Here is a 19700-nt window from a genome sequence, read left to right on the forward strand (position 1 = left end):
TAGGGTGTGTGGGTATTCAGCTTTGAGCGGGCTGCAAACGGCAATTTCCTGCGCTTCCGGTGCTCATGTACTCAAGTACACTCCGCTCCGGTTCTCGAAAATCACCGTTTTCGCCACGCCCAAAACTGAATACCCACACACCCTAGCCGACAGCCTTTTTGGCAAGGCGTGCGCGGATCGATGCCACATCGGCGCGCGGCGTGGCGGCAAACAGCGTGCGTGTATACTCATGGCGGGGATTGGAGAAGACCTCCTCCCGGCTGCCATATTCCACCGCTTCGCCGAAATACATCACCATCACCTCGTCGGCGAGGTAGCGGACCACGGAGAGATCGTGGCTGATGAACACATAGGTCAGCCCGAATTCTTCCTGAAGATCGGTAAGAAGGTTCAGCACCTGCGCCTGCACGGACAGATCGAGTGCCGAAACCGGCTCGTCCAGCACCAGCAGCTTCGGGTTCAGCATCAGGGCGCGGGCGATGGCGATGCGCTGGCGCTGGCCGCCGGAAAACATGTGCGGGTAGCGGTTATAATGTTCCGGTCCCAGCCCCACCTTCACCAGCATCTCCATGGCGCGGTCACGGCGTTCGGCGCTGGAGAGGCTGGTGTTGATGGCCAGCGGTTCGCCCAGAACGTCGCCGATCTTCTGGCGCGGATTGAGCGAGCCGTAGGGGTTCTGGAAGACGATCTGCACCTTGCGGCGCATTTCCGATGTCAGATGGCCCGGGCGTGTATCGACGCGCTGACCGTCGATCAGCAATTCGCCCGCCGTCGGCTCATCGATGAAGGTGAGGATGCGGGCAAGCGTGGACTTGCCGCAGCCGCTTTCGCCGACGATGGCCAGCGTCTTGCCCGTTTCCAGCTTGAAGGAAACGCCCTTCACCGCATGGACGGTCTTTTCCTTTTTCATGAAGCCGCCGGGCACATGGTAATCCCGCTTGATATCGCGGATTTCCAGCATGGGAGCCTTGGATTGGCTGTCGTTCATCATTTACCTCCAGCCAGGTTCGCTTCCGCCATGAAATCGGACACGGTGCTGAGCCGCTTGCCCGTGGCATTTTCCGGCAAGGCGGAAAGAAGGGCGCGGGTATAGGGATGTTTCGGGGCTTCGAAGAGGCTCAGCACATCGGCTTCCTCCATCTTGCGGCCTTTGTACTGGACGATGACGCGGTCGGCGGTTTCCGCCACAACGCCCATGTCATGGGTGATCATGATGAGGCCCATGCCGGTCTCGGCCTGCAGCCGGATGATCAGGTCGAGGATCTGCTTCTGGATGGTGACATCCAGCGCCGTGGTCGGCTCATCGGCAATCAGAAGCTTCGGATTGCAGGCAATGGCCATGGCGATCATCACGCGCTGGCACTGGCCCCCGGACATTTGATGCGGAAAATGATTGAGCCGTTCCGCTGGATTGGGCAGGCCGACCAGCGTGAAGAGTTCAATGGCGCGTTCGCGGCGTTCCTTTCGGCCAAGGCCCATATGGATGCGCAGCACTTCCTCGATCTGGAACCCCACGGTGAAGCAGGGATTGAGGCTGGCGATCGGCTCCTGGAAGATCATCGCCATGTCCTTGCCGATGAGCTTGCGCCGCTCGGAGGGCGTAAGCGCCTGGATATCGCGGCCCATGAAGTCCATGCGGGTGGCGGTGATCTTCGCCGTCCACGGCAAAAGCCCCATGACCGCCAGCATCGAGACCGATTTGCCCGAGCCGCTTTCGCCGACAATGGCCAGCACTTCGCGCTCGTCGATGGAGAGCGAGACGCCATCCACGGCCTTGAACCAGCCATTGGCGGTCTGGAACTCGACGGTGAGATTTTCGATTGTCAGAAGCGCCATGGTCAGGACCTCTTCATCTTCGGATCGAGCGCATCGCGCAGGCCGTCGCCCATCAGGTTGATGGCCAGAACGGTGATGAGAATGGCAAGGCCGGGGAAGGTGACGACCCACCAGGCCCGCAGGATGAACTCCCGCGCCTCGGCCAGCATCGTGCCCCATTCCGGTGCGGGCGGTTGCGCGCCCATTCCGAGAAAGCCAAGGGCTGCCGCATCGAGAATGGCGTTGGAGAAGGAGAGCGTGCCCTGCACGATCAGCGGTGCGGTGCAGTTCGGCAGGATGGTGCGGAACATCAGGCGCAGCGGACCGGCGCCGGCAATGCGGGCGGCGGTCACGTAATCACGGGTCTTCTCGGCCATGACGGCGGCGCGCGTCAGCCGCACGAAATGCGGCTGCAGCACCAGCGCGATGGCGATCATGCCATTGACGAGGCCCGGGCCAAGCACGGCCACCAGCACCAGCGCCAGAAGCAGCGACGGGAAGGCGAGGATGATATCCATCAGCCGCATGATCACCGTATCCACCCAGCCGCGATAATAGCCGGCGATCAAACCGATCAGGATACCGGTGGTGAGCGACAGCGTGGTGACGAAGACGCCGATGAACAGTGAATATTGCGAGCCGTAGATCAGCCGCGAGAGAATGTCGCGGCCAACCGGGTCGGTGCCCAGCAGATGGTCCAGACGGCCGCCTTCGATCCAGGCGGGCGGCAGGAGCACGGCGTCGCGATATTGCTCGAAAGGCGAATGCGGCGCGATCAGCGGCGCGAAGACCGCGATGACGATGAGTGCCAGGAAGATGAAAAGGCCGATCACTGCCCCGCGATTTTCTGCGAAGTAGAACCAGAATTCCTTCAGCATCTGGCGGCGCATGGCAGCGGCGCTCGGCACGTTCTTGTCGGAAGAAATGTGAGCCATGTGAGTTCTCCTGCCGCGCTCAGTGCCGGATGCGCGGATTGATCAGCCCGTAGAGCAGATCGACGATCAGGTTGACGACCATGATGATGCCGGCGATCAGCAGCAAACCGCCCTGGATCACCGGATAATCGCGGCGGAAGACGCTATCCACCATCCACTTGCCGATGCCGGGCCAGGAGAAAATGGTTTCCGTCAGGATGGCGCCCGCCAGCATGACGCCGATTTGCAGGCCGATGGTGGTGATGACCGGGATCATGGCATTGCGCAGCGCATGCAGGCCCACCACCCGGAAGGGCGAAAGTCCCTTGGCGCGGGCCGTGCGGATATAGTCTTCCGACAGCACTTCCAGCATGGCGGAGCGCGTTTGCCGGGCAATAACCGCCAGCGGAATGGTGGCCAGTACGATGGAGGGCAGCACCAGATGGCTGACGGCGGAGGAGAAGGCGCCCTTCTGCCCGGAAATCAGCGAATCGATCAGCATGAAGCCGGTGACGGGCTTGAAGAAATACATCAGCGAGATGCGGCCCGAGACCGGCGTCCATTGCAGAATGCCGGAAAACAGGATGATCAGCAGCAGGCCCCACCAGAAGATCGGCATGGAATAGCCCACCAGCGCCACGCCCATCATCGACTGGTCGATGGCCGAACCACGCTTGATGGCGGCGATCACGCCCGCCGGAACGCCGATCAGGACGGCAATCAGGATGGCGCAGAAGGAAAGCTCGACCGTCGCCGGAAAAAGCGCCAGGAACTGCTTCAGGATCGGCGTCTTGGAAACGATCGAAGTGCCGAAATCACCGGTGAGGATGCCGCGCAGGTAGTCGAGATATTGCATGACCATGGGCCGGTCGAGGCCAAGCTGGGCGCTGATCTCAGCATGGCGCTCGGGCGACATGACCCGTTCCCCCGAGAGCAGCGCCACGGGATCGCCGGGCAGCAGGCGGATGAAGGCAAAGGCAATGATCGAGACCCCGATGAAGGTCGGGATCAGCACGGCAAGACGCCGCAAGAAAAAACCGAACATGGACGGACCTGTTGTTTTCCCGGTGATGTCGTCAGGAAAGGCGGCTCCGTCGTTTCAACGGAAAGCCGCATAAAATACACAAAGCGGCCGGGATGAGGCCCGGCCGCTTCGCAGGGAAGGATGATTACTCGCTGATATCGACGTTTTCGAAGGTGAAGTCACCCAGCGGGCTCTGGGTAAAGCCGGTGACGTCCTTGCGCATCGGCACCACGGAGAGCGAGTGGTCGATGGTCGCCCAGGGGGCTTCCTTCTTGAAGACTTCCTGAGCCTGTTCGTAGAGCTTGGTGCGCTCGGCCTTGTCAGCGGTGACCTTGGCTTTCTTCACCAGCGCGTCGAACTCCTTGTTGCACCACTGCGCACGGTTGTTGCCGCCCACGGCATCGCAGCCCAGCAGCGTATCCAGGAAGTTGTCCGGATCGCCATTGTCGCCGGTCCAGCCGAGGATGGCGGCGCCGTCGCGGTCCTTGGCCTTGGAGCGCTGCAGATATTCGGCCCATTCATAGGAGACGATCTCGACCTTGACGCCGATCTTGGCAAAATCATCCTGCATGATTTCGGCGGCGCGGCGGGCGTTCAGCATGTAGGGGCGTGAAACCGGCATGGCCCAGATCTTCATCGACAGGTTCTTGACGCCAGCCTTTTCGAGCATCTTCTTGGCGGCATCGAGATCGTAGCTGTCGTCCTGCACCTTGTCGTTATAGGACCACATGGTCGGCGGGATCGGGTTCTTGGCGGGCGTCGCCATGCCCTGGAACACGGCGTCGACAATGGCCTTCTTGTTGATCGCCTTGTTGAGGGCAACGCGCACTTCCGGCTTGTCAAAGGGGGCCTGCGTGGTGTTGTAGGCGAGGTAGGCAATGTTCAAGCCTTCCTGCTCCATCACCTTCAGGTTCGGATCAGCCTTCATGGCCTTGACATCGGCGGCATTCGGATACGGCATCAACTGGCATTCGCCAGCCTTCAGCTTCTGGTAGCGAACGGCGGCATCCGTGGTAATGGCGAAGACGAGATCGTCGATCTTCGGTGCCTTGCCCCAGTAGTCGGCATTCTTCTGGAAGCGGATGACGGCATCCTGCTGATAGGCGACGAAGGTGAACGGACCGGTGCCGACCGGCATCTGGTTCAACTGCTCCATCTTGCCGTCAGCCTTCAGCTTGTCGGCATATTCCTTGGACACGATGGAGGCGAACGGCATGGCGATGTTGGCGAGGAAGGGCGCTTCCGGCCGGTTCAGCACGAACTTCACCGTCAGGTCATCCACCTTTTCGATGGACTTGATGAGTTCCGGGAAACCCATGCCTGCGGCATATTCCCAGGAACCGCCAGCGACATACTGGTTCCACGGATTGCTCTTGTTGATCTGCCGGTCGATGGAGAAGATCACGTCATCGGCATTCAGCGTGCGGGTGGGGGTGAAGAATTCCGTGGTCTGGAACTTCACATTCGGGCGCAGCTTGAAGGTATATTCCTTGCCGTCCGGAGAGATGGTCCAGCTTTCGGCCAGTGCGGCCACCGGATTGGTGGTGCCGGGTTCGAATTCCAGCAGGCGGTTATAGACCGGGTGGGCGGAGGCATCGAAAGTGGTGCCAGCGGTGTAGAGGCCGGGATCGAAACCTTCCGGCGAGCCTTCCGAGCAGTAGACGAAGGTCTTGGCGCTGGCGGCGGTGGACAGGAAGGATGCGGCGAGCAGTGCCGCAGCAAAGCCAAATTTACGTTTCATAAAAATCTCCCAAACGGGACAAGGAGCCTGCGACGCTCCGCCCGTAAACACTGTGAACCCAGATGCACGGCCCTTGTTCTTGTCTTCCGTGCACGTCTGACCAATCCGGCGCATAGTCCCCAAGGCCGAGGGTTCGCCCCTCTTTTTACGGTTCGCTAAACGACAGAAGCTTCGTATTATCGGCTGTTTCAGGACTGTAAAGATGCGTTCAGCATTCTTTGACGCGTTTGACCCCTAAATTTTGTTGAATTTAACTAAATGGAAAAAAATGGGTCGTCAAACGAAATAAAATTGCGTGTCCTTGTTGGCAGGTAGGACGCTTTTGCGGAAAAATGCGGCAATGCAGCAATAATTCCTTTTTTATGCAAAAAGCCCGCACGGTGGCGGGCTTTTCTAGGGGCGTTAGTCGCGGGCTTTGCGATTGACGCAGATTTGCGGCAGAGAGACCTAGATCAGAGCCGGTCCACAGCGCCCTTTACGGTATCCTTGGCCTTGCCGACCGTCTTCTGGGTCTTGCCCTTGGCTTCCTGGCCAGCGCCTTCGGCGCGCATGCGGTCGTTGCCGGTGGCCTTGCCCGCCGCCTGCTTGGTCTTGCCTGCGACTTCGTTGGCGGTGCCCTTTACCTTATCGCTCATGCTGCTCATGGGGTATTCCTCCATCGCTTGTGAATTGTTACGACGGATGAACGGGACCAGAGCTTAAAAGTTCCTGGATCTTTAGGGTCAAAACTCAATCAGGATGGGTGTTCTGTTGAACGGGATGGGATTGAATGGCCGCGAACAAGCGCAAGGCAAGGCCCTGAGGCCTTGTCGAGCATTGTTCGCAATCAGGCGGCCCATCCCGTTCAACCCTTCGGGCAAGGCGTATTTTGCGCCTGCGGGCGTCGGAAAGGTTTGAAAATGATCGGCATTTCCTTCACCTTTCCTCCTACTCAGACACAAAATACGCCTTGCAGAACACCCATCCTGATTGAGTTTTGACCCTAGAGCATCGTGCCGCAAAACGGAATCGTCACGATGCTCTCCTTTCTGGTTTTCGCATCGGATTTTTCCGAAAACCGGTTCCCACTTTTCGGTCCGATGCTCCGAACCTGTTTCATGAAACCTACGGAGAGGCTGTAAAAGCTCCAAAGCGTCCTTGCGAAAAGCACAGCGGCGCGCCGCCGCCTTGCGTCACGCGAAGCACCTCGCCGATCAGGATGGTATGGTCTCCCGCCTCATGCGCGGCATGAAGGCGGCATTCGAAGCAGGCCAGACTGCCGGACAGCAGGGGAACGCCGTGATCGTTCTCCTGCCAGTCCACGCCTTCAAAGCCGAAACTGCTGCGGGCAAAGGCAAGCGCCAGATCCTGCTGGCCTTCACCCAGAACATGAATGGCAAAATGGGCGGCAGAGCGAAATACGGGGTAGCGCGAGGATTGACGCGCCACCGACCACAGCACCAGCGGCGGATCGAGCGATACGGAGGTAAAGCTGTTTGCCGTCATCCCGACGGGACCATCCGGACCACGGGCAGTGACGATGGTCACCCCCGTGGCGAAGGCCCCGAGCGCATCGCGAAAGCCTCTGGCATTGTCAGGGCCAGGGATAAAAACCCTCTCGTCGCTCCCAAGGCCATGCGTCACGGAACGTCCTTCCCGATGGCTGCGGTGTAGAGTTCGAACCAGCTTTCGCGGTCGAACTTCACTTTCAACGCATCGCCAATCCTGCGAATGCGCTCCAGCCTGTTCGTGCCGACCACGGGCAGAATGCGCGCCGGATGGTGCAAAAGCCAGGCCAGTGCCACGGCGCTTGCATCCGTACCAGAGGCAGCGCCGATCTTTTCCAGGGCTGCCAGCAGGGGAGACGCCTTATCGGAAAACAGGCTGCCACCGCCAAGCGGTGACCAGGCCATGGGCGGCAGGCGCCGTTCCTGGAGGAAGGCCAGATCGCCATTGATGAAGGGCGCGGTGTGGCTGAGGCTCAGTTCGATCTGGTTGGTCACCAGCGGTGTCGTCATGGCCGATTGCAGCAGGCTGACATCGAAAGGCCGGAAATTCGAAACCCCGACAGCCCTGACCTTGCCGGAGGCGACGGCCTCGTCCAGCGCCCGCCCGGTTTCTTCCGGGTCGATCAGCGGATCGGGGCGATGGATCAGCAGGAGGTCGATGTGCTCGATCCCCATTTCTTTCAGCGAGGTCTCGACCGAAGAGCGAATATGGGCGCTGCTGGTATCGTAATATTTGACGCGGGCGGAGGCGTAGCGTCCGGCAGGGGCGACAATGCCGCATTTGGTGACGATCTCGATCCTGTCGCGCAGCGATGGTGCCGTCTTGAGCGCGGCGCCGAAAATGCCCTCCACGGTGTAGCCGCCATAGATGTCGGCATGGTCCATGGTGGTGATGCCCTGCTCCAGGCAGGCTTCCACCTTGGCGATGATGTGGGCGGGGCTGGTATCGGCATCCTCGGCAAGCCGCCACATGCCATAGGCGATGCGGCTGAGATCGAGACCCGGCTGAAGCGTGATGCGGTCCATCAGTGGCGCTCCCCCATACCCAGTGGCGTGGCGGGAACCGTGGCCGGGACGCGGCCATAGGCATGCGGCAGCGAACAGGTTTTCAACTGCGGCAGCACCTTGGTGCCGAAATGCTCCGCCTCGTCGAGATGCGGATAGCCGGAGAGAATAAAGGCGCGAATGCCCATCTTGCGATAGTCCTCCAATTCCGAAAGTACCTGGTCGGTGGAGCCGACGATGGCCGCGCCGCATCCGGAGCGGGCCCGCCCGATGCCCGTCCACAGATGTCGCTCCACATAGCCAAATTGATCCGCCAGTTCCCGCGTGCGGGCCTGATGGTGCACGCCGAGAGAAATACTGTCATGGGCGCGCTCCCGGATCAGTCGCCCATATTCGTCATCGAGCTTCGAGACGAGATGCTCGGCATAGTCTCGCGCTTCCTGTTCGGTATCGCGCACAATCATGTGCACGCGCAAGCCGTAATCCAGCGTGCGTCCATGGGCGCTGGCGCGGGCATGCACCGCGCGCATGCGCTCGGCCAACTGCTCTTTCGGTTCGGGCCACATCAGATAGACATCGCATTGCGCGCCGCATAGTTCCAGTGCATCCGGCGAATAGCCGCCGAAATAAAGAAGCGGCCCACCATTCTGCTGATAGGGCCGGGCTGGTTCGGTCGAAAGCCCTTTGAACTGATAGACCTCACCTTCGAAATTGATTTCCTCCCGTGTCCAGGCCTGGCGCAGGATTTCCACCACCTCATGGCTGCGGCGATAGCGAAAGGCGCTGTCGGCCACCTCGCCGGGAAAATCCGAGCTGATGACATTGAGGGTCAAGCGCCCCGACAGCATGTGATCCAGCGTCGCGATGGTCCGCGCCAGCATGATCGGCTGCATTTCGCCGCAACGGATCGCGGCAAGGAAATTGATATTGCTGGTGATCTGCGAGCAGGCCGCCACGAAGCTCAACGTGTCCTGCCCGACCTGATAAGACGAGGGGCAAAGGATGTTGCGGAAGCCGAGCGCATCGGCCTTCCGGACGATATCGGAGCAATGCTGCCAGCTTGAGCGCAAGGCGCCATCCGGCACGCCGAGAAAGGCATAATCGTCGGAGCAGAGCGCGGAAAACCACGAGACTTCCGCAGCATCCAGGTCCGCCGAGGTGATCGGCACGATGGTCATAATGGCTCTCCTCGTCGTCGTCCTGCCCTTCGGCAGGGATCGGGAAGGGTGGATTGCATCCACCGGACATTTCCGGCAATTTTGAATAGCATCAAGAATCGCGTAAAACAATCATGTATCAATTCAAGTTCGGTTTCGGTGAGTGATGAAGCATCCGCGTGGCAGTCTCCCGCTCTATCTCCAGGTCGTGGAGCTTCTGGTGCGTGATATTGCCGCCGGGCGCCTGCAGGATGGCGAAAAACTGCCGCCTGAGCGCGATATGGCCGTCCAGATGGACATGGCTGTGGGCACTTTGCGCAAGGCGCTTTCCGAGCTTGAGGCGCGGGGGCTTCTTCAGCGCATCCAGGGGTCGGGCAATTACATCCGGGCGCAGGCGAGCCCGAGAAGCGTTTACGCGCTGTTTCGGCTGGAGTTGTTAGGCGGGGGTGGCCTGCCGACGGCGGAGGTGTTGAGCGTAGAGCGGCTGGCAAAGCCGCCGCATCTGCCGCATTTCGGCCAATCGCGCTTTGCCCATCGCATTCGCCGTCTGCGCTGCCTGTCCGGTCAACCGGCGGCGATGGAGGAAATCTGGCTGGATGCAGCACTGATCGGCACGCTGTCTGCCGAGGAACTGTCGGAATCGCTCTACCTTTTCTACCGCACGCGGCTTGGGTTGTGGATCGAAAAGGCGGAGGATTGCATCGGTCAGCAACCGGTGCCCTCCTGGCGGCCCGCCGCCTTCAGCCCTCAGCCCAACGCCCTCGTGCCGCATATCATTCGCCGCAGCTTTGCCCAGGATGGCTCCATCCCGGAAGTCTCCGAGACCTGGTATGATCCCTCCGTCGCCCATTATGTCTCGCGGCTCCGATAGGGAATGGTTTTGCGGCGTCTTCCGTTTTACGGGTTGGAATTTGCTCGAAAGTGCTTTTCGTCAAATTGATGCAATATTGATTTCTGGCAAATCCCCCGTAAGATCGCCGCTCCGGTCTCGCGGCCCAGGGCGGCACGGGCGGGAGCGGTTCAACGACATGCAGGCATGGCTGCGCTGCGGAGCATAATATGGCGTCAGTGACCCTGCGGGGGCTTGAAAAGCATTACGGATCGCAGCGCGTCGTCAAAGGGCTTGATCTGGTCATTGCCGATGGCGAATTCGTCGTGCTGGTCGGGCCGTCCGGCTGCGGCAAATCCACGACGCTGCGCATGATCGCCGGGCTGGAATCGATCAGCGGCGGCGAGGTGATGATCGGCGATGACGTGGTCAATCGTCTGGCCCCGCGGGAGCGGGATATCGCCATGGTCTTTCAGGATTATGCGCTCTATCCCCACAAAACCGTGCGGGAAAACATGGGTTTCAGCCTGAAGGTGCGTGGCATGGCGGCTGCCGAAGCGAAGTCGCGCATTGACGAGGCGGCAGAATTGCTGGGCATTGCCCATCTGCTCGACCGCAGGCCCGGGCAATTGTCTGGCGGCCAGCGCCAGCGCGTGGCCATGGGCCGCGCCATCGTTCGCCATCCGCAGGTTTTTCTGTTCGATGAGCCGCTCTCCAATCTCGATGCGCAACTGCGCGGGCAGGTGCGGACCGAAATCAAGAAACTGCACCAGAAGCTCCGCACCACCATCATCTATGTCACCCACGATCAGGTGGAGGCGATGACGCTGGCCGACCGGATCGTCATTCTCCGCAATGGCGTGATCGAGCAGGTGGGTACGCCGGATGAGGTTTACAATCAGCCGCGCAACGTCTTCGTGGCCGGTTTCGTCGGTTCGCCCGCCATGAATTTTGCCCGCGCCACGCGCCGGGGGGCCGAACTGGCCTTTGCCGATGGCAATGCGCTGCCGCTCGATCGTCTGGCTGTTCGGGCCGATCAACTGGCCGATGGACAGCCGGTGCTGGTCGGCATCCGCCCGGAACATGTGCTGCCGGTGGGCGAGGGGCGGGTGGAGATCGCCGTTCCCGTGGATGTGGTGGAGCCGCTGGGCTCCGATACGCTGCTGCACGTCTCGCTGGGAGAGGCGACGGTGACGGCGCGCATGCCGCCTGCCATGCGTCCCAAGGTGGGTGAAGTGGTGCGGCTGGGGCTCGATCCGACAAAACTGCATGTGTTCGATGCGGCCTCCGAAGCTGCCATCGGTCTTTGACCGGGACATAGATCATAATATTTCGAAGAGAAATGATGGGGAGGAAGGGAATGAAATTGAACAAGCTGTTGATCGGTGCCGTCTCAGCGGCGCTGTTGTGGTCCACCGGCGTGGCTGAGGCCGAGACGGATCTGAAGATCTTTCTCTCCAGCCAGCATCGGCCGGAAATCTGGCGCAAGGTGCTGGATCAGTATGAGGCGAAGAACCCCGGCACCAAGGTGGCCATCGAAAGCGGCGGCAACACCTCCGAGCTTCAGGCGCAATATCTCAACACGGTGATGTCGGCCAAGGATTCCAGCCTGGATGTGATGATCCTCGACGTGATCCGCCCGGCGCAATATGCCGCCGCCGGCTGGACGACCGATTTTGCCGGCAAGGACATGTCCGCCTTCCTGCCCACCTATGCCGAGGCCAATACGGTTTCCGGCAAGGTGGTGGCGCTTCCGGCCTTTGCCGATGCCATGTTCCTCTATTATCGCAAGGATCTGCTGGACAAGTACAAGATCGCCCCGCCCAAGACCTGGGATGAACTGGTCAAGGCCGCCGAGACCATCACCAAGGGCGAGAACGATCCCGAGCTTCAGGGCCTGTCCTTCCAGGGCAAGGCCATCGAAGGCGCGGTCTGCACCTTCCTTCTGCCCTATTGGAGCCAGGGCAAGACACTGGTCTCCGACGGCAAGCTGAATTTCGACAAGGATGCCGCCGTCAAGTCGCTGTCGCTGTGGAAGGGCTTTGTCGACAAGGGCGTGGCCAAGAAGAACATTGCCGAAGTGGCAACCGACGATACCCGCAAGGAATTCCAGGCGGGCAAGGTGGTCTTTGCCGTCAACTGGTCCTATGCCTGGAACCACTTCCAGGGGGCTGAATCCACCGTGTCCGGCAAGGTCGGCGTCGCGCGGCTTCCCGCCGTTCCCGGCGGCGAGCAGGCAAGCTGCCTAGGCGGTTGGGAGTTTGGCGTCTCGGCCTATTCCACCCACCAGGACGAGGCCCGCAAGCTGGTGAACTATCTCTCCAGCGCCGATGTCTCGAAATTCATGGCCGTTAATGCAGCGCTTTTGCCCACCTATGGCAGCGTCTATAGCGATCCCGAGGTGCTGAAGGCCGCGCCCTGGTTTGCCGATGCCAAGGCCGTGGTGGAAACCGCCAAGGCGCGGCCCGTCACACCGCGCTATAACGAGGTGAGCGAGGTGATCCGCACCACCGTCAACGCCGTGTTGGCCGGTGCGACAACGCCGGAAGACGGTGCCGCCCAGATGGAAAGCCGTCTGCGCCGGATTCTGCGTTGATAGACTATGCGGGATGACCCATACCGGTCATCCCGCTTTGCCGAAACGGATGTAACAGATTTTGACCGTCACCTCGCCATCGCGCCCGAAAAGCCGCTCCTGGCTCAGCCGGATCTTCGATCCCGGTGAGGGCACGCTTGCGTTTCTGCTGCTGGCGCCGGCGGCTGTGCTGCTGCTGCTCGTCATCGTCTACCCGGTGGGCAGGCTGTTCTACACCAGCCTGTTCAACCTCTCGCTCACCTCCGGCCTTCCGGCGGAATTCGTCGGCATCGACAATTACAGGCTGATGGCCTCGGACCCGGTGTTCTGGGAGGCGGGCTGGAACACGCTGCTCATCACGCTGATCACCGTGCCGGGAGCCTTGATCCTCGGGCTGGTGCTGGCGCTTCTTGCCAATCTGCCGTTTCGCACCCGCTGGCCGGTGCGGCTGTCGCTGCTCATTCCCTGGGCGCTGCCGCTCTCCTTTGTCGGTCTGATCTTCGCGTGGTTCTTCCATTCGGAATATGGCATCGTCAATGACGTGCTGGCGCGCTTCGGCGTCACCGGCATCATCTGGTTCAATTCACCGAACCTTGCCTTTGCCGCCATCTGTCTGGCGATCATCTGGAAGACCTCGTCCTTCATGGCGCTGATGATCTTGGCCGGGCTGCAAACCATTCCGCGTTCGCTTTACGAGGCCGCCGATGTCGATGGCGCGGGGCCGGTGCGGCAGTTCTTCGAGATCACCCTGCCGCTGCTCAAGCCCGCCATCGTAGTGGCGCTGATCTTCCGCACCATCACGGCGCTGCAAACCTTCGACATTCCCTATATGATGACCGGCGGCGGTCCGGGCACGTCCACCGCGACACTTGCCATGTATATCCACCAGAACACCGTCTCCTTCCTCGATCTCGGCTACGGATCGGCGCTGGCCGTGGTGATGTTCGTGTTTTCCATGGCGGTCACCGCCATCTATCTGCGCATCATCCGCGCAAGGGGGCAGTGATGCGCGAGAATGCCTCCATGCTCACCGGCAAGCCGCTCAGGGTGATCGCCGCCGCCGTGCTTCTCGTGAACGGGCTGTTTCCGGCACTGTGGATCCTGTTCACCTCCTTCAAGACCGAGGCGGAGTTGACGGTGAAGCCGATCACCTGGCTGCCGCAGGCGCCGACGCTCGCCAATTACATGCGGGCCTTTTCCGATCAGCCGCTGCATCTCTTCCTGTTCAACAGCTTCATGGTGGCGCTGTTGTCGACGCTGCTGACCCTCTTCGTCTCGGTGCTCGCCGCCTATGCGCTGGCGCGGCTCAATCTGCGTTTCCGGGGGCTCATTCTCGGGGCCATCATCGCCGTCTCCACCTTTCCGCTGGTGACGCTGCTGGTGCCGCTGTTCGAGGTGATGCGGGCGCTGAACCTGCTGAATAGCTGGACGGCGCTGATCCTGCCCTATGCCGTGCTGTCGCTGCCGGTTTGCACCTTGATGCTGGTTTCTTTCTTCGAAACCATTCCGCGCGATCTGGAAAATGCGGCGATGATCGATGGCTGCACCCGCTTCGGTGCGCTGTTTCGCGTGGTGGTGCCGCTGTCGGCGCCCGGCGTGTTCACGGCGGGCATTCTGGCCTTCGTCAATGCCTGGGACGAGTTCCTGCTGGCGCTTTCCTTCAATTCCAGCCCGGCGCTGCGCACGCTGCCCGTGGGCATTCAGCTGTACCAGGGGGAATTTGCCTTTCCCTGGCCGGTCATTTCAGCAGCCCTGGTGGTGGGCATCGTGCCCGTCGCCGTTCTCATCGTGCTCTTTCAGGAGCGGGTGGTCTCCGGCCTGACGACCGGGGCAATCAAGGGGTAACGAGACTTTCATGACGTTGATGCTTGCAGCCGCCGATCGCGGTTTTACCCTTTCGCTGAATGGGATGATCCTGATTGATCAGTCTCCCGACCATCCGGCCTTTTATGTGGGCCGTGGTCGCGAGCGGATGGATATGTATCGCGGCAATTTTGAGATCGAGGACTATCTGGAAGAACGGGTGCCGCTGACCCATGCCGTGGTGGACGGCAATCATGTGCACCTTTCCTTCGCCGAGGGACAGCCCCCCGCCATGACCCTCATCGTGGATAAGGGTGTAATTCAATGCATGGCCGCAGGCTCGCATTTCAACCGCTTCTGGATGCGCGTTCGGGCAGAGGCTGGCGAACATGTCTATGGCGGCGGCGAACAGATGTCCTATTTCGACATGCGCGGCCGCCGCTTTCCGCTCTGGACGTCCGAGCCCGGGGTGGGACGTGACAAGACCACGGAAATCACCCTGCGCGCGGACCTGATGGGCAAGGCTGGCGGTGATTATTACCACACCAACTATCCCCAGCCCACCTATCTCTCCTCGCGGCGCTACGCGCTGCATGTGGACACCACCGCCTATTCCGTCTTCGATTTCCGCAACGAGGCCTTTCACGAAATTGAGGTCTGGGCCATCCCGCGCATCATAGAGCTGTTTGCCAAAACAACCTTTGTCCAATTGGTCGATCAGCTTTCCCGGCGTTTCGGGCGTCAGCCCCAACTCCCGGACTGGGTGCTGGATGGGGCGATCATCGGCCTCAAGGATGGTGAAAATTCCCTTTCGCGTCTGGACGCCATTCTTGCGGCGGGTGTCAAGGTCTGCGGACTCTGGTGCGAGGATTGGGTGGGCCTGCGCCATACCTCCTTCGGTGCAAGGCTTTTCTGGGACTGGCGGGCCGATGAAACCCGCTATCCCAATCTCAAGGGTCGGATTGTTGAGTTGCGGAAAAAAGGCATCCGCTTTCTGGGCTATGTGAACCCCTATCTTTGTGTGGACGGAAGCCTGTTTCATGAAGCGGCGATGAAAGGCTTTCTGGCGCTGACCGACATGGGCGGGGTGGCGCTGGTGGATTTCGGCGAATTCCAGTGCGGCGTGGTGGATTTTACCAATCCCCAAGCAAAAGACTGGTTTGCCGAGCGGGTGATTGGCCAGAATATGCTGGATTACGGCCTGTCCGGCTGGATGGCGGATTTTGGCGAATATCTGCCCATCGATGTGCATCTGAGAAATGGCGCAGACGCCAAGCTAATGCATAATGCCTGGCCGACGATCTGGGCCGAGGTCAATGCCCGCGCCGTAGAGCGCCGCCACATGACCGGAGAGGCGCTGTTTTTCATGCGCGCCGGTTTTACCGGTGTTCAGGCCCATTGCCCGCTCTTGTGGGCGGGGGACCAATCCGTGGATTTCAGCCGTCACGACGGGCTGGTGACGGTGATCTGCGGCGCACTATCCTCCGGCCTGCTGGGCAATGCCTATCACCACTCCGATATTGGCGGCTATACCAGCCTGTTCGGTAATGTGCGGACAGCGGAGCTGATCATGCGCTGGACAGAAATGGCGGCCTTCACAGCGGTCATGCGCACCCATGAGGGCAACCGTCCGCGCGACAATCTGCAGATCGATCAGGACGAGGCGGTGCTGCATCATTTCGCCCGGATGACGGATCTGCATGTGCGATTGAAGCCCTATCTCAAGGCGCTATCGCGGGAGGCGAGGGACACGGGCCTGCCGCTGCAACGGCCGCTCTTTCTCCATTACGAGGCCGATGATCAGGCCTACACGATCCAGGATGCCTATCTGCTGGGGCCTGACCTGCTGGTTGCGCCGGTCTGGAAGGCGGGCGAAAGTGAGCGGCAGCTTTACCTGCCGGGGCCGGAGCGCTGGGTGCATCTATGGAGTGGGATCGAGTATGCGGGCGGTGAGGAGATCACCATTGCCGCGCCCATTGGCCAGCCACCGGTGTTTTATCGGGCGCAGTCGTCCTGGGCTGCTCTGTTCAAAGGCCTGGCAGGAAATGCACGGCCAGCAGGCTGAGACCTGCAAGACCGGCAATGGACAGCGAGCCTGCGGCCAGAACCCGGCCGCCGGAAGACAGGATGGCACGCAGATTAACCGAAAGCCCAAGCGCTGCCATGGAAAGCGTGGTGAGCGCGGTGGAGAGGCCGTGCAGCGGTGCAAGGAGTGCGGCGGGTAGCAGATCGAATGACCGCGCCGCCATCAGCGCCAGAAAACCGAGAATGAACCAGGGCATGAGCGGCGGGCGCTGGATATCGCCGCTCCGGCCGTTCTGCATCAGGCCAAGCCCCAGCACCACCGGTCCCAGCATCAGCACCCGCATCAGCTTGACCAGCGTCCCGATCTGCAGGCTGACCTGCGCCACGGGCAGAGTGGCCGCCAGCACCTGCGGCACGGCATAAACGGTCATGCCCGCTAACACGCCATATTGTGCCGGGCTGATGCCGAGGCAGGCAAAACTCAACGGCAGCATCAGCACCACGATGATGCCAAGCGCTGCCGTAAAGGCGATGGAGGCGGTCACATCCTGCTGACTGGCCTTGATGGCCGGAGCCGCCGCCATGATGGCGGAGTTGCCGCAGATGGAATTGCCGCAGGCCACCAGAATGGCAAGCCGGTGCGGCAGGCCGAACCCCCTGCCAATGCCGTAGCTGAAGAGCAGCGACAGCACCACCATGCCCGCGACCGCCGCCGCCATCACCGCGCCGGTTCCCGCCAGCGCCGACAGGCTGATCGAGGCGCCAAGCAGCAGGATGGCCAGTTCCAGCAGTCTTTTTGCCGCAAACCGCACGCCGGGCTGCAAGGCCGGAGGCAGGCCGAACATCGTATGAAAGCCGGTGCCGAGCAGAATGGCGAGCACGATGCCATCCAGAAAGACGCTGCCGGTGAGCGCGGATTGCGCCTGCTCCAGCAGCAGTGCGCCACCGGTGAGGGCTGCGGCCAGGCCAAGGCCCGGAAAGATTTCATACGAAGAGTCCTTGAAAATGGCAGTTCGTATTCCTTTTCCGAATATCTCAAGCCGTTGACGCATCTGAGATATTCGAAATTCTTTCAAGGCGGGGATGCGCCAGCATCTTCGAGCCTTGGTATCAGACAGGGGGAGAAGCGTTTTGTTTGGCATGCCCAAGAGATGCCATTGCATTTCATGAAATACTATCGAATAAAAATTCACGTTTCATGCGATTTTGCAGGATGATTTTCCATGACTTTCGAGCAACTGGCGGTTTTCGTGGCGGTGGCGGAGCGCCAGCACATCACGCAGGCAGCGGAGGCCTTGCATCTGACGCCTTCCGCCGTCAGCGCCTCGGTCAAGGCGCTGGAGATAGCCCATGGCGTGCGGCTGTTCGAACGCGTGGGGCGCGGCATCGAACTGACGCGCGAGGGGCGTTTTTTCCTGAAGGAGGCGCGGGAAACCCTGGCGCGGATGCGCGAGGCCGAGCGGATGCTGACCGATCTGGCGGATGTGAAGCGCGGGCGGGTGGATCTGCAGGCCAGCCAGACCATCGGCAATTACTGGCTGCCGCCGAGGCTTGTGCGCTTTCATGCGGATTATCCGAAGGTGGAGGTGGTGTTTTCCGTTGGCAATAGCCGGTCGGTTGCCGATGCAGTGCTGGATGGGGCGGTGGAAATCGGCCTGATCGAAGGCAGCCTCGATGAACCGGCGCTCTCGCAGCGCCGGGTGGCAACGGATCATCTGATGGTGGTGGCTCCCTTCGGACGTATCGCGAAATCGGCGGAAACCACAACGCCGGAGTTGATCCGCAGCCTGCCCTGGATCCTGCGGGAGGAGGGGTCCGGCACGCGCTCGGAATTCGAGGCAGCACTTGCGGGCATGAGCATTGCCAGTGCGGATTTGAATGTGGTGCTGAGCCTGCCCTCCAATGAAGCCGTTCTGAGTGCCGCCATGGCGGCAGGGGCTGCAACCGTCGTTTCGCGGCTGGTGGCAGAACCCATGCTGGAAAGCGGTTTGCTGGTGGCGCTGGATGTGCCGCTGCCACCGCGCCACTTCATGCTGCTCCGCCATAAGGAGCGGCATCTTTCCTCGGCGGCCCAGCGGCTCATCGCCTGTTTCGATGGGTAATACGAAGAGTCATTGAAAATGGCTCTTCGTATTCCTTATTCGAATATCTCAAGCCTCTGACGCAATTGAGATATTCGAAATTCCTTCAAGGCGAGGATGCGTTAGCATCTTCGAGCCTTGGTATAACAAGGCGTGTTTCAACGGGCAGTGCAACGCGCTGGCGGCCAGGGTGCACTGCACAAAAATAATAGTTCGTCATGCTGACGAATGTTTTCGTCTCTGCTATGACCGCTCCTACGTTGTGCCGCAAGAGCGCAAAGGTCAAAGAGAGAGGGCGAACCATGACATCTTCAGCAACCGCAATTCCGGCCTCTTCATCGCGGCCTGCAGGCGAGGTGACCAACAAGGCCAAGGCCGCCCTGCTGATGATGATGGCGGTCAGCCTGTTTGCCTGTCTCGACAGTTCCGCCAAGATTGCCGCGCGGGAACTGCCGGCCTTTGAAGTGGTGTGGTTCCGGTTCGCGCTGCATTTCCTGCTGGTTGCGGCCATTTTCAATCCCTGGCGGTCGCCGGAGGTCTGGCGTACCGCCAGCCCAGGACTGCAAATGGCCCGCGCCTCGATCCAGATCGTCTGTACCCTGCTGAACTTCATCGCGCTCACCTATCTGCAGATCGCCCAGACCTTGTCGATCCAGTTCATGGGGCCGATTTTCGTGACACTGCTTTCGGTGTTCTTTCTCGGCGAAAAGGTGGGCCGCTATAGGTGGAGTGCGATTTTCGTCGGCTTTGCGGGCGTGCTCGTGATTACGCGGCCTACGCCCGGCAGTTTCGATCCGGCTTTCCTGATCATCCTCGCCTCCGTGCTGATCGGCGCAAGCTACAGCATTCTCACCCGCCGTCTCGCCCGGACCGATTCGCCCGGCAGCATGCTGTTGATCATGGCGGCCTTTCCGGCGCTGATCCTGACGCCGCTCATGCCGTTCCTGTGGGTCACGCCCTCCACCGGGCGGGCTTGGGCAGCGCTGGCCGGGGCCGGTGTCTTCGGCGCGGTCAGCCATTATTTCTACATTCAGGCCCATCGCTTCGCGCCAGCCTCCTTTCTCGCGCCGCTCACCTATTTCCAGTTCCTGGCCGTTCTTCTGCTGGGTTATCTGCTGTTCGGCGATGTGCCGACCCTCTGGACCTTCGCAGGCGCTGCTATCCTCATCGGCTCCGGCCTCTTCATCTGGTATCGCGAACGCCAGCTTTCGCGGCAGCAAATGACATCCGCACCTGCCTGAAGA

At 60.8% G+C, this 19700-nt stretch carries 18 protein-coding genes; 8 read left to right on the forward strand and 10 right to left on the reverse strand.

Features of this window, described 5'->3' with window-relative positions; all coding sequences use genetic code 11:
- Positions 1 to 142 precede the first annotated feature (142 nt).
- The 9 genes from QO005_RS10780 to QO005_RS10820 form a co-directional block, all read right to left on the reverse strand.
- Positions 143 to 988, reverse strand: a complete 846-nt coding sequence (locus tag QO005_RS10780; RefSeq protein WP_307158025.1) for a dipeptide ABC transporter ATP-binding protein — start codon at positions 986 to 988, stop codon at positions 143 to 145.
- Entirely contained in the window at positions 988 to 1836 is an 849-nt protein-coding gene (locus QO005_RS10785; RefSeq protein ID WP_307158026.1) for an ABC transporter ATP-binding protein, read from the reverse strand. Before QO005_RS10785 ends, QO005_RS10780 begins: the two co-directional genes overlap by 1 nt.
- Positions 1837 to 1838: 2 nt before the next feature.
- Positions 1839 to 2750 (reverse strand): ABC transporter permease subunit, encoded by a 912-nt coding sequence (locus QO005_RS10790; RefSeq protein WP_370878045.1) that lies wholly within the window; start codon positions 2748 to 2750, stop codon positions 1839 to 1841.
- Positions 2751 to 2769: 19 nt separating this feature from the next.
- A complete protein-coding gene (locus tag QO005_RS10795; RefSeq protein WP_307158027.1) occupies positions 2770 to 3774 on the reverse strand; it encodes an ABC transporter permease subunit in 1005 nt (334 codons plus the stop codon).
- Between the two features lie 124 nt (positions 3775 to 3898).
- A complete protein-coding gene (locus QO005_RS10800; RefSeq protein WP_307158028.1) occupies positions 3899 to 5494 on the reverse strand; it encodes an ABC transporter substrate-binding protein in 1596 nt (531 codons plus the stop codon).
- Positions 5495 to 5946: 452 nt separating this feature from the next.
- The gene (locus QO005_RS10805) at positions 5947 to 6138 is read right to left on the reverse strand and encodes a CsbD family protein (RefSeq protein ID WP_307158029.1); all 192 of its coding nucleotides are present in this window, start codon (positions 6136 to 6138) and stop codon (positions 5947 to 5949) included.
- 460 nt (positions 6139 to 6598) lie between these two features.
- Positions 6599 to 7117, reverse strand: a complete 519-nt coding sequence (locus tag QO005_RS10810) for a flavin reductase family protein (protein WP_307158030.1) — start codon at positions 7115 to 7117, stop codon at positions 6599 to 6601.
- Positions 7114 to 8007 (reverse strand): aldo/keto reductase, encoded by an 894-nt coding sequence (locus tag QO005_RS10815; RefSeq protein WP_307158031.1) that lies wholly within the window; start codon positions 8005 to 8007, stop codon positions 7114 to 7116. The genes QO005_RS10810 and QO005_RS10815 overlap by 4 nt, the downstream gene beginning before the upstream one ends.
- Positions 8007 to 9164 carry an LLM class flavin-dependent oxidoreductase gene (locus QO005_RS10820; RefSeq protein WP_307158032.1) on the reverse strand — a complete coding sequence of 386 codons (1158 nt, stop codon included), beginning with the start codon at positions 9162 to 9164 and terminating at the stop codon, positions 8007 to 8009. The genes QO005_RS10815 and QO005_RS10820 overlap by 1 nt, the downstream gene beginning before the upstream one ends.
- Positions 9165 to 9309: 145 nt before the next feature.
- On the opposite strand from QO005_RS10820, the gene QO005_RS10825 reads away from it, so the two are divergent.
- From QO005_RS10825 to QO005_RS10850, 6 genes are all read left to right on the forward strand, one after another.
- Entirely contained in the window at positions 9310 to 10014 is a 705-nt protein-coding gene (locus tag QO005_RS10825; protein WP_307158081.1) for a GntR family transcriptional regulator, read from the forward strand.
- 188 nt (positions 10015 to 10202) lie between these two features.
- Positions 10203 to 11282: an ABC transporter ATP-binding protein gene (locus tag QO005_RS10830; RefSeq protein ID WP_307158033.1), complete on the forward strand. Its 1080-nt coding sequence runs from the start codon at positions 10203 to 10205 to the stop codon at positions 11280 to 11282.
- Between the two features lie 50 nt (positions 11283 to 11332).
- A complete protein-coding gene (locus QO005_RS10835) occupies positions 11333 to 12568 on the forward strand; it encodes an ABC transporter substrate-binding protein (RefSeq protein WP_370878046.1) in 1236 nt (411 codons plus the stop codon).
- A 112-nt stretch (positions 12569 to 12680) separates the two neighbouring features.
- Positions 12681 to 13553, forward strand: a complete 873-nt coding sequence (locus QO005_RS10840) for a carbohydrate ABC transporter permease (protein WP_370878051.1) — start codon at positions 12681 to 12683, stop codon at positions 13551 to 13553.
- Positions 13553 to 14392 (forward strand): carbohydrate ABC transporter permease, encoded by an 840-nt coding sequence (locus QO005_RS10845; protein ID WP_307158036.1) that lies wholly within the window; start codon positions 13553 to 13555, stop codon positions 14390 to 14392. The genes QO005_RS10840 and QO005_RS10845 overlap by 1 nt, the downstream gene beginning before the upstream one ends.
- A 10-nt stretch (positions 14393 to 14402) precedes the next feature.
- Complete coding sequence (locus tag QO005_RS10850) at positions 14403 to 16415, forward strand: alpha-glucosidase (protein ID WP_370878047.1); 2013 nt, start codon at positions 14403 to 14405, stop codon at positions 16413 to 16415.
- Here QO005_RS10850 and QO005_RS10855 read toward each other — a convergent pair.
- On the reverse strand, positions 16378 to 17427 hold the full coding sequence (locus tag QO005_RS10855; RefSeq protein WP_307158037.1) for a YeiH family protein: 1050 nt from the start codon (positions 17425 to 17427) through the stop codon (positions 16378 to 16380). The two genes, QO005_RS10850 and QO005_RS10855, sit on opposite strands and share 38 nt — an antisense overlap.
- 171 nt (positions 17428 to 17598) lie before the next feature.
- On the opposite strand from QO005_RS10855, the gene QO005_RS10860 reads away from it, so the two are divergent.
- Both QO005_RS10860 and QO005_RS10865 read left to right on the forward strand, forming a co-directional pair.
- A complete protein-coding gene (locus QO005_RS10860; RefSeq protein WP_307158038.1) occupies positions 17599 to 18477 on the forward strand; it encodes a LysR substrate-binding domain-containing protein in 879 nt (292 codons plus the stop codon).
- A 281-nt stretch (positions 18478 to 18758) separates the two neighbouring features.
- Complete coding sequence (locus tag QO005_RS10865; protein WP_307158039.1) at positions 18759 to 19697, forward strand: DMT family transporter; 939 nt, start codon at positions 18759 to 18761, stop codon at positions 19695 to 19697.
- Positions 19698 to 19700 lie beyond the last annotated feature (3 nt).

Source organism: Allorhizobium paknamense (genome assembly GCF_030815125.1).
Classification (GTDB): domain Bacteria; phylum Pseudomonadota; class Alphaproteobacteria; order Rhizobiales; family Rhizobiaceae; genus Allorhizobium; species Allorhizobium paknamense.

Bases quoted from the DNA above. Each gene is read 5' to 3' on its own strand.
- QO005_RS10835 (WP_370878046.1), top strand. From the start codon at position 11,333: ATGAAATTGAACAAGCTGTTGATCGGTGCCGTCTCAGCGGCGCTGTTG.
- QO005_RS10785 (WP_307158026.1), bottom strand. From the start codon at position 1,836: ATGGCGCTTCTGACAATCGAAAATCTCACCGTCGAGTTCCAGACCGCC.
- QO005_RS10850 (WP_370878047.1), top strand. From the start codon at position 14,403: ATGACGTTGATGCTTGCAGCCGCCGATCGCGGTTTTACCCTTTCGCTG.
- QO005_RS10855 (WP_307158037.1), bottom strand. From the start codon at position 17,427: ATGCGTCAACGGCTTGAGATATTCGGAAAAGGAATACGAACTGCCATT.
- QO005_RS10805 (WP_307158029.1), bottom strand. From the start codon at position 6,138: ATGAGCAGCATGAGCGATAAGGTAAAGGGCACCGCCAACGAAGTCGCA.
- QO005_RS10780 (WP_307158025.1), bottom strand. From the start codon at position 988: ATGAACGACAGCCAATCCAAGGCTCCCATGCTGGAAATCCGCGATATC.
- QO005_RS10845 (WP_307158036.1), top strand. From the start codon at position 13,553: ATGCGCGAGAATGCCTCCATGCTCACCGGCAAGCCGCTCAGGGTGATC.
- QO005_RS10860 (WP_307158038.1), top strand. From the start codon at position 17,599: ATGACTTTCGAGCAACTGGCGGTTTTCGTGGCGGTGGCGGAGCGCCAG.
- QO005_RS10830 (WP_307158033.1), top strand. From the start codon at position 10,203: ATGGCGTCAGTGACCCTGCGGGGGCTTGAAAAGCATTACGGATCGCAG.
- QO005_RS10820 (WP_307158032.1), bottom strand. From the start codon at position 9,164: ATGACCATCGTGCCGATCACCTCGGCGGACCTGGATGCTGCGGAAGTC.
- QO005_RS10795 (WP_307158027.1), bottom strand. From the start codon at position 3,774: ATGTTCGGTTTTTTCTTGCGGCGTCTTGCCGTGCTGATCCCGACCTTC.
- QO005_RS10790 (WP_370878045.1), bottom strand. From the start codon at position 2,750: ATGGCTCACATTTCTTCCGACAAGAACGTGCCGAGCGCCGCTGCCATG.
- QO005_RS10815 (WP_307158031.1), bottom strand. From the start codon at position 8,007: ATGGACCGCATCACGCTTCAGCCGGGTCTCGATCTCAGCCGCATCGCC.
- QO005_RS10800 (WP_307158028.1), bottom strand. From the start codon at position 5,494: ATGAAACGTAAATTTGGCTTTGCTGCGGCACTGCTCGCCGCATCCTTC.
- QO005_RS10865 (WP_307158039.1), top strand. From the start codon at position 18,759: ATGACATCTTCAGCAACCGCAATTCCGGCCTCTTCATCGCGGCCTGCA.
- QO005_RS10825 (WP_307158081.1), top strand. From the start codon at position 9,310: ATGAAGCATCCGCGTGGCAGTCTCCCGCTCTATCTCCAGGTCGTGGAG.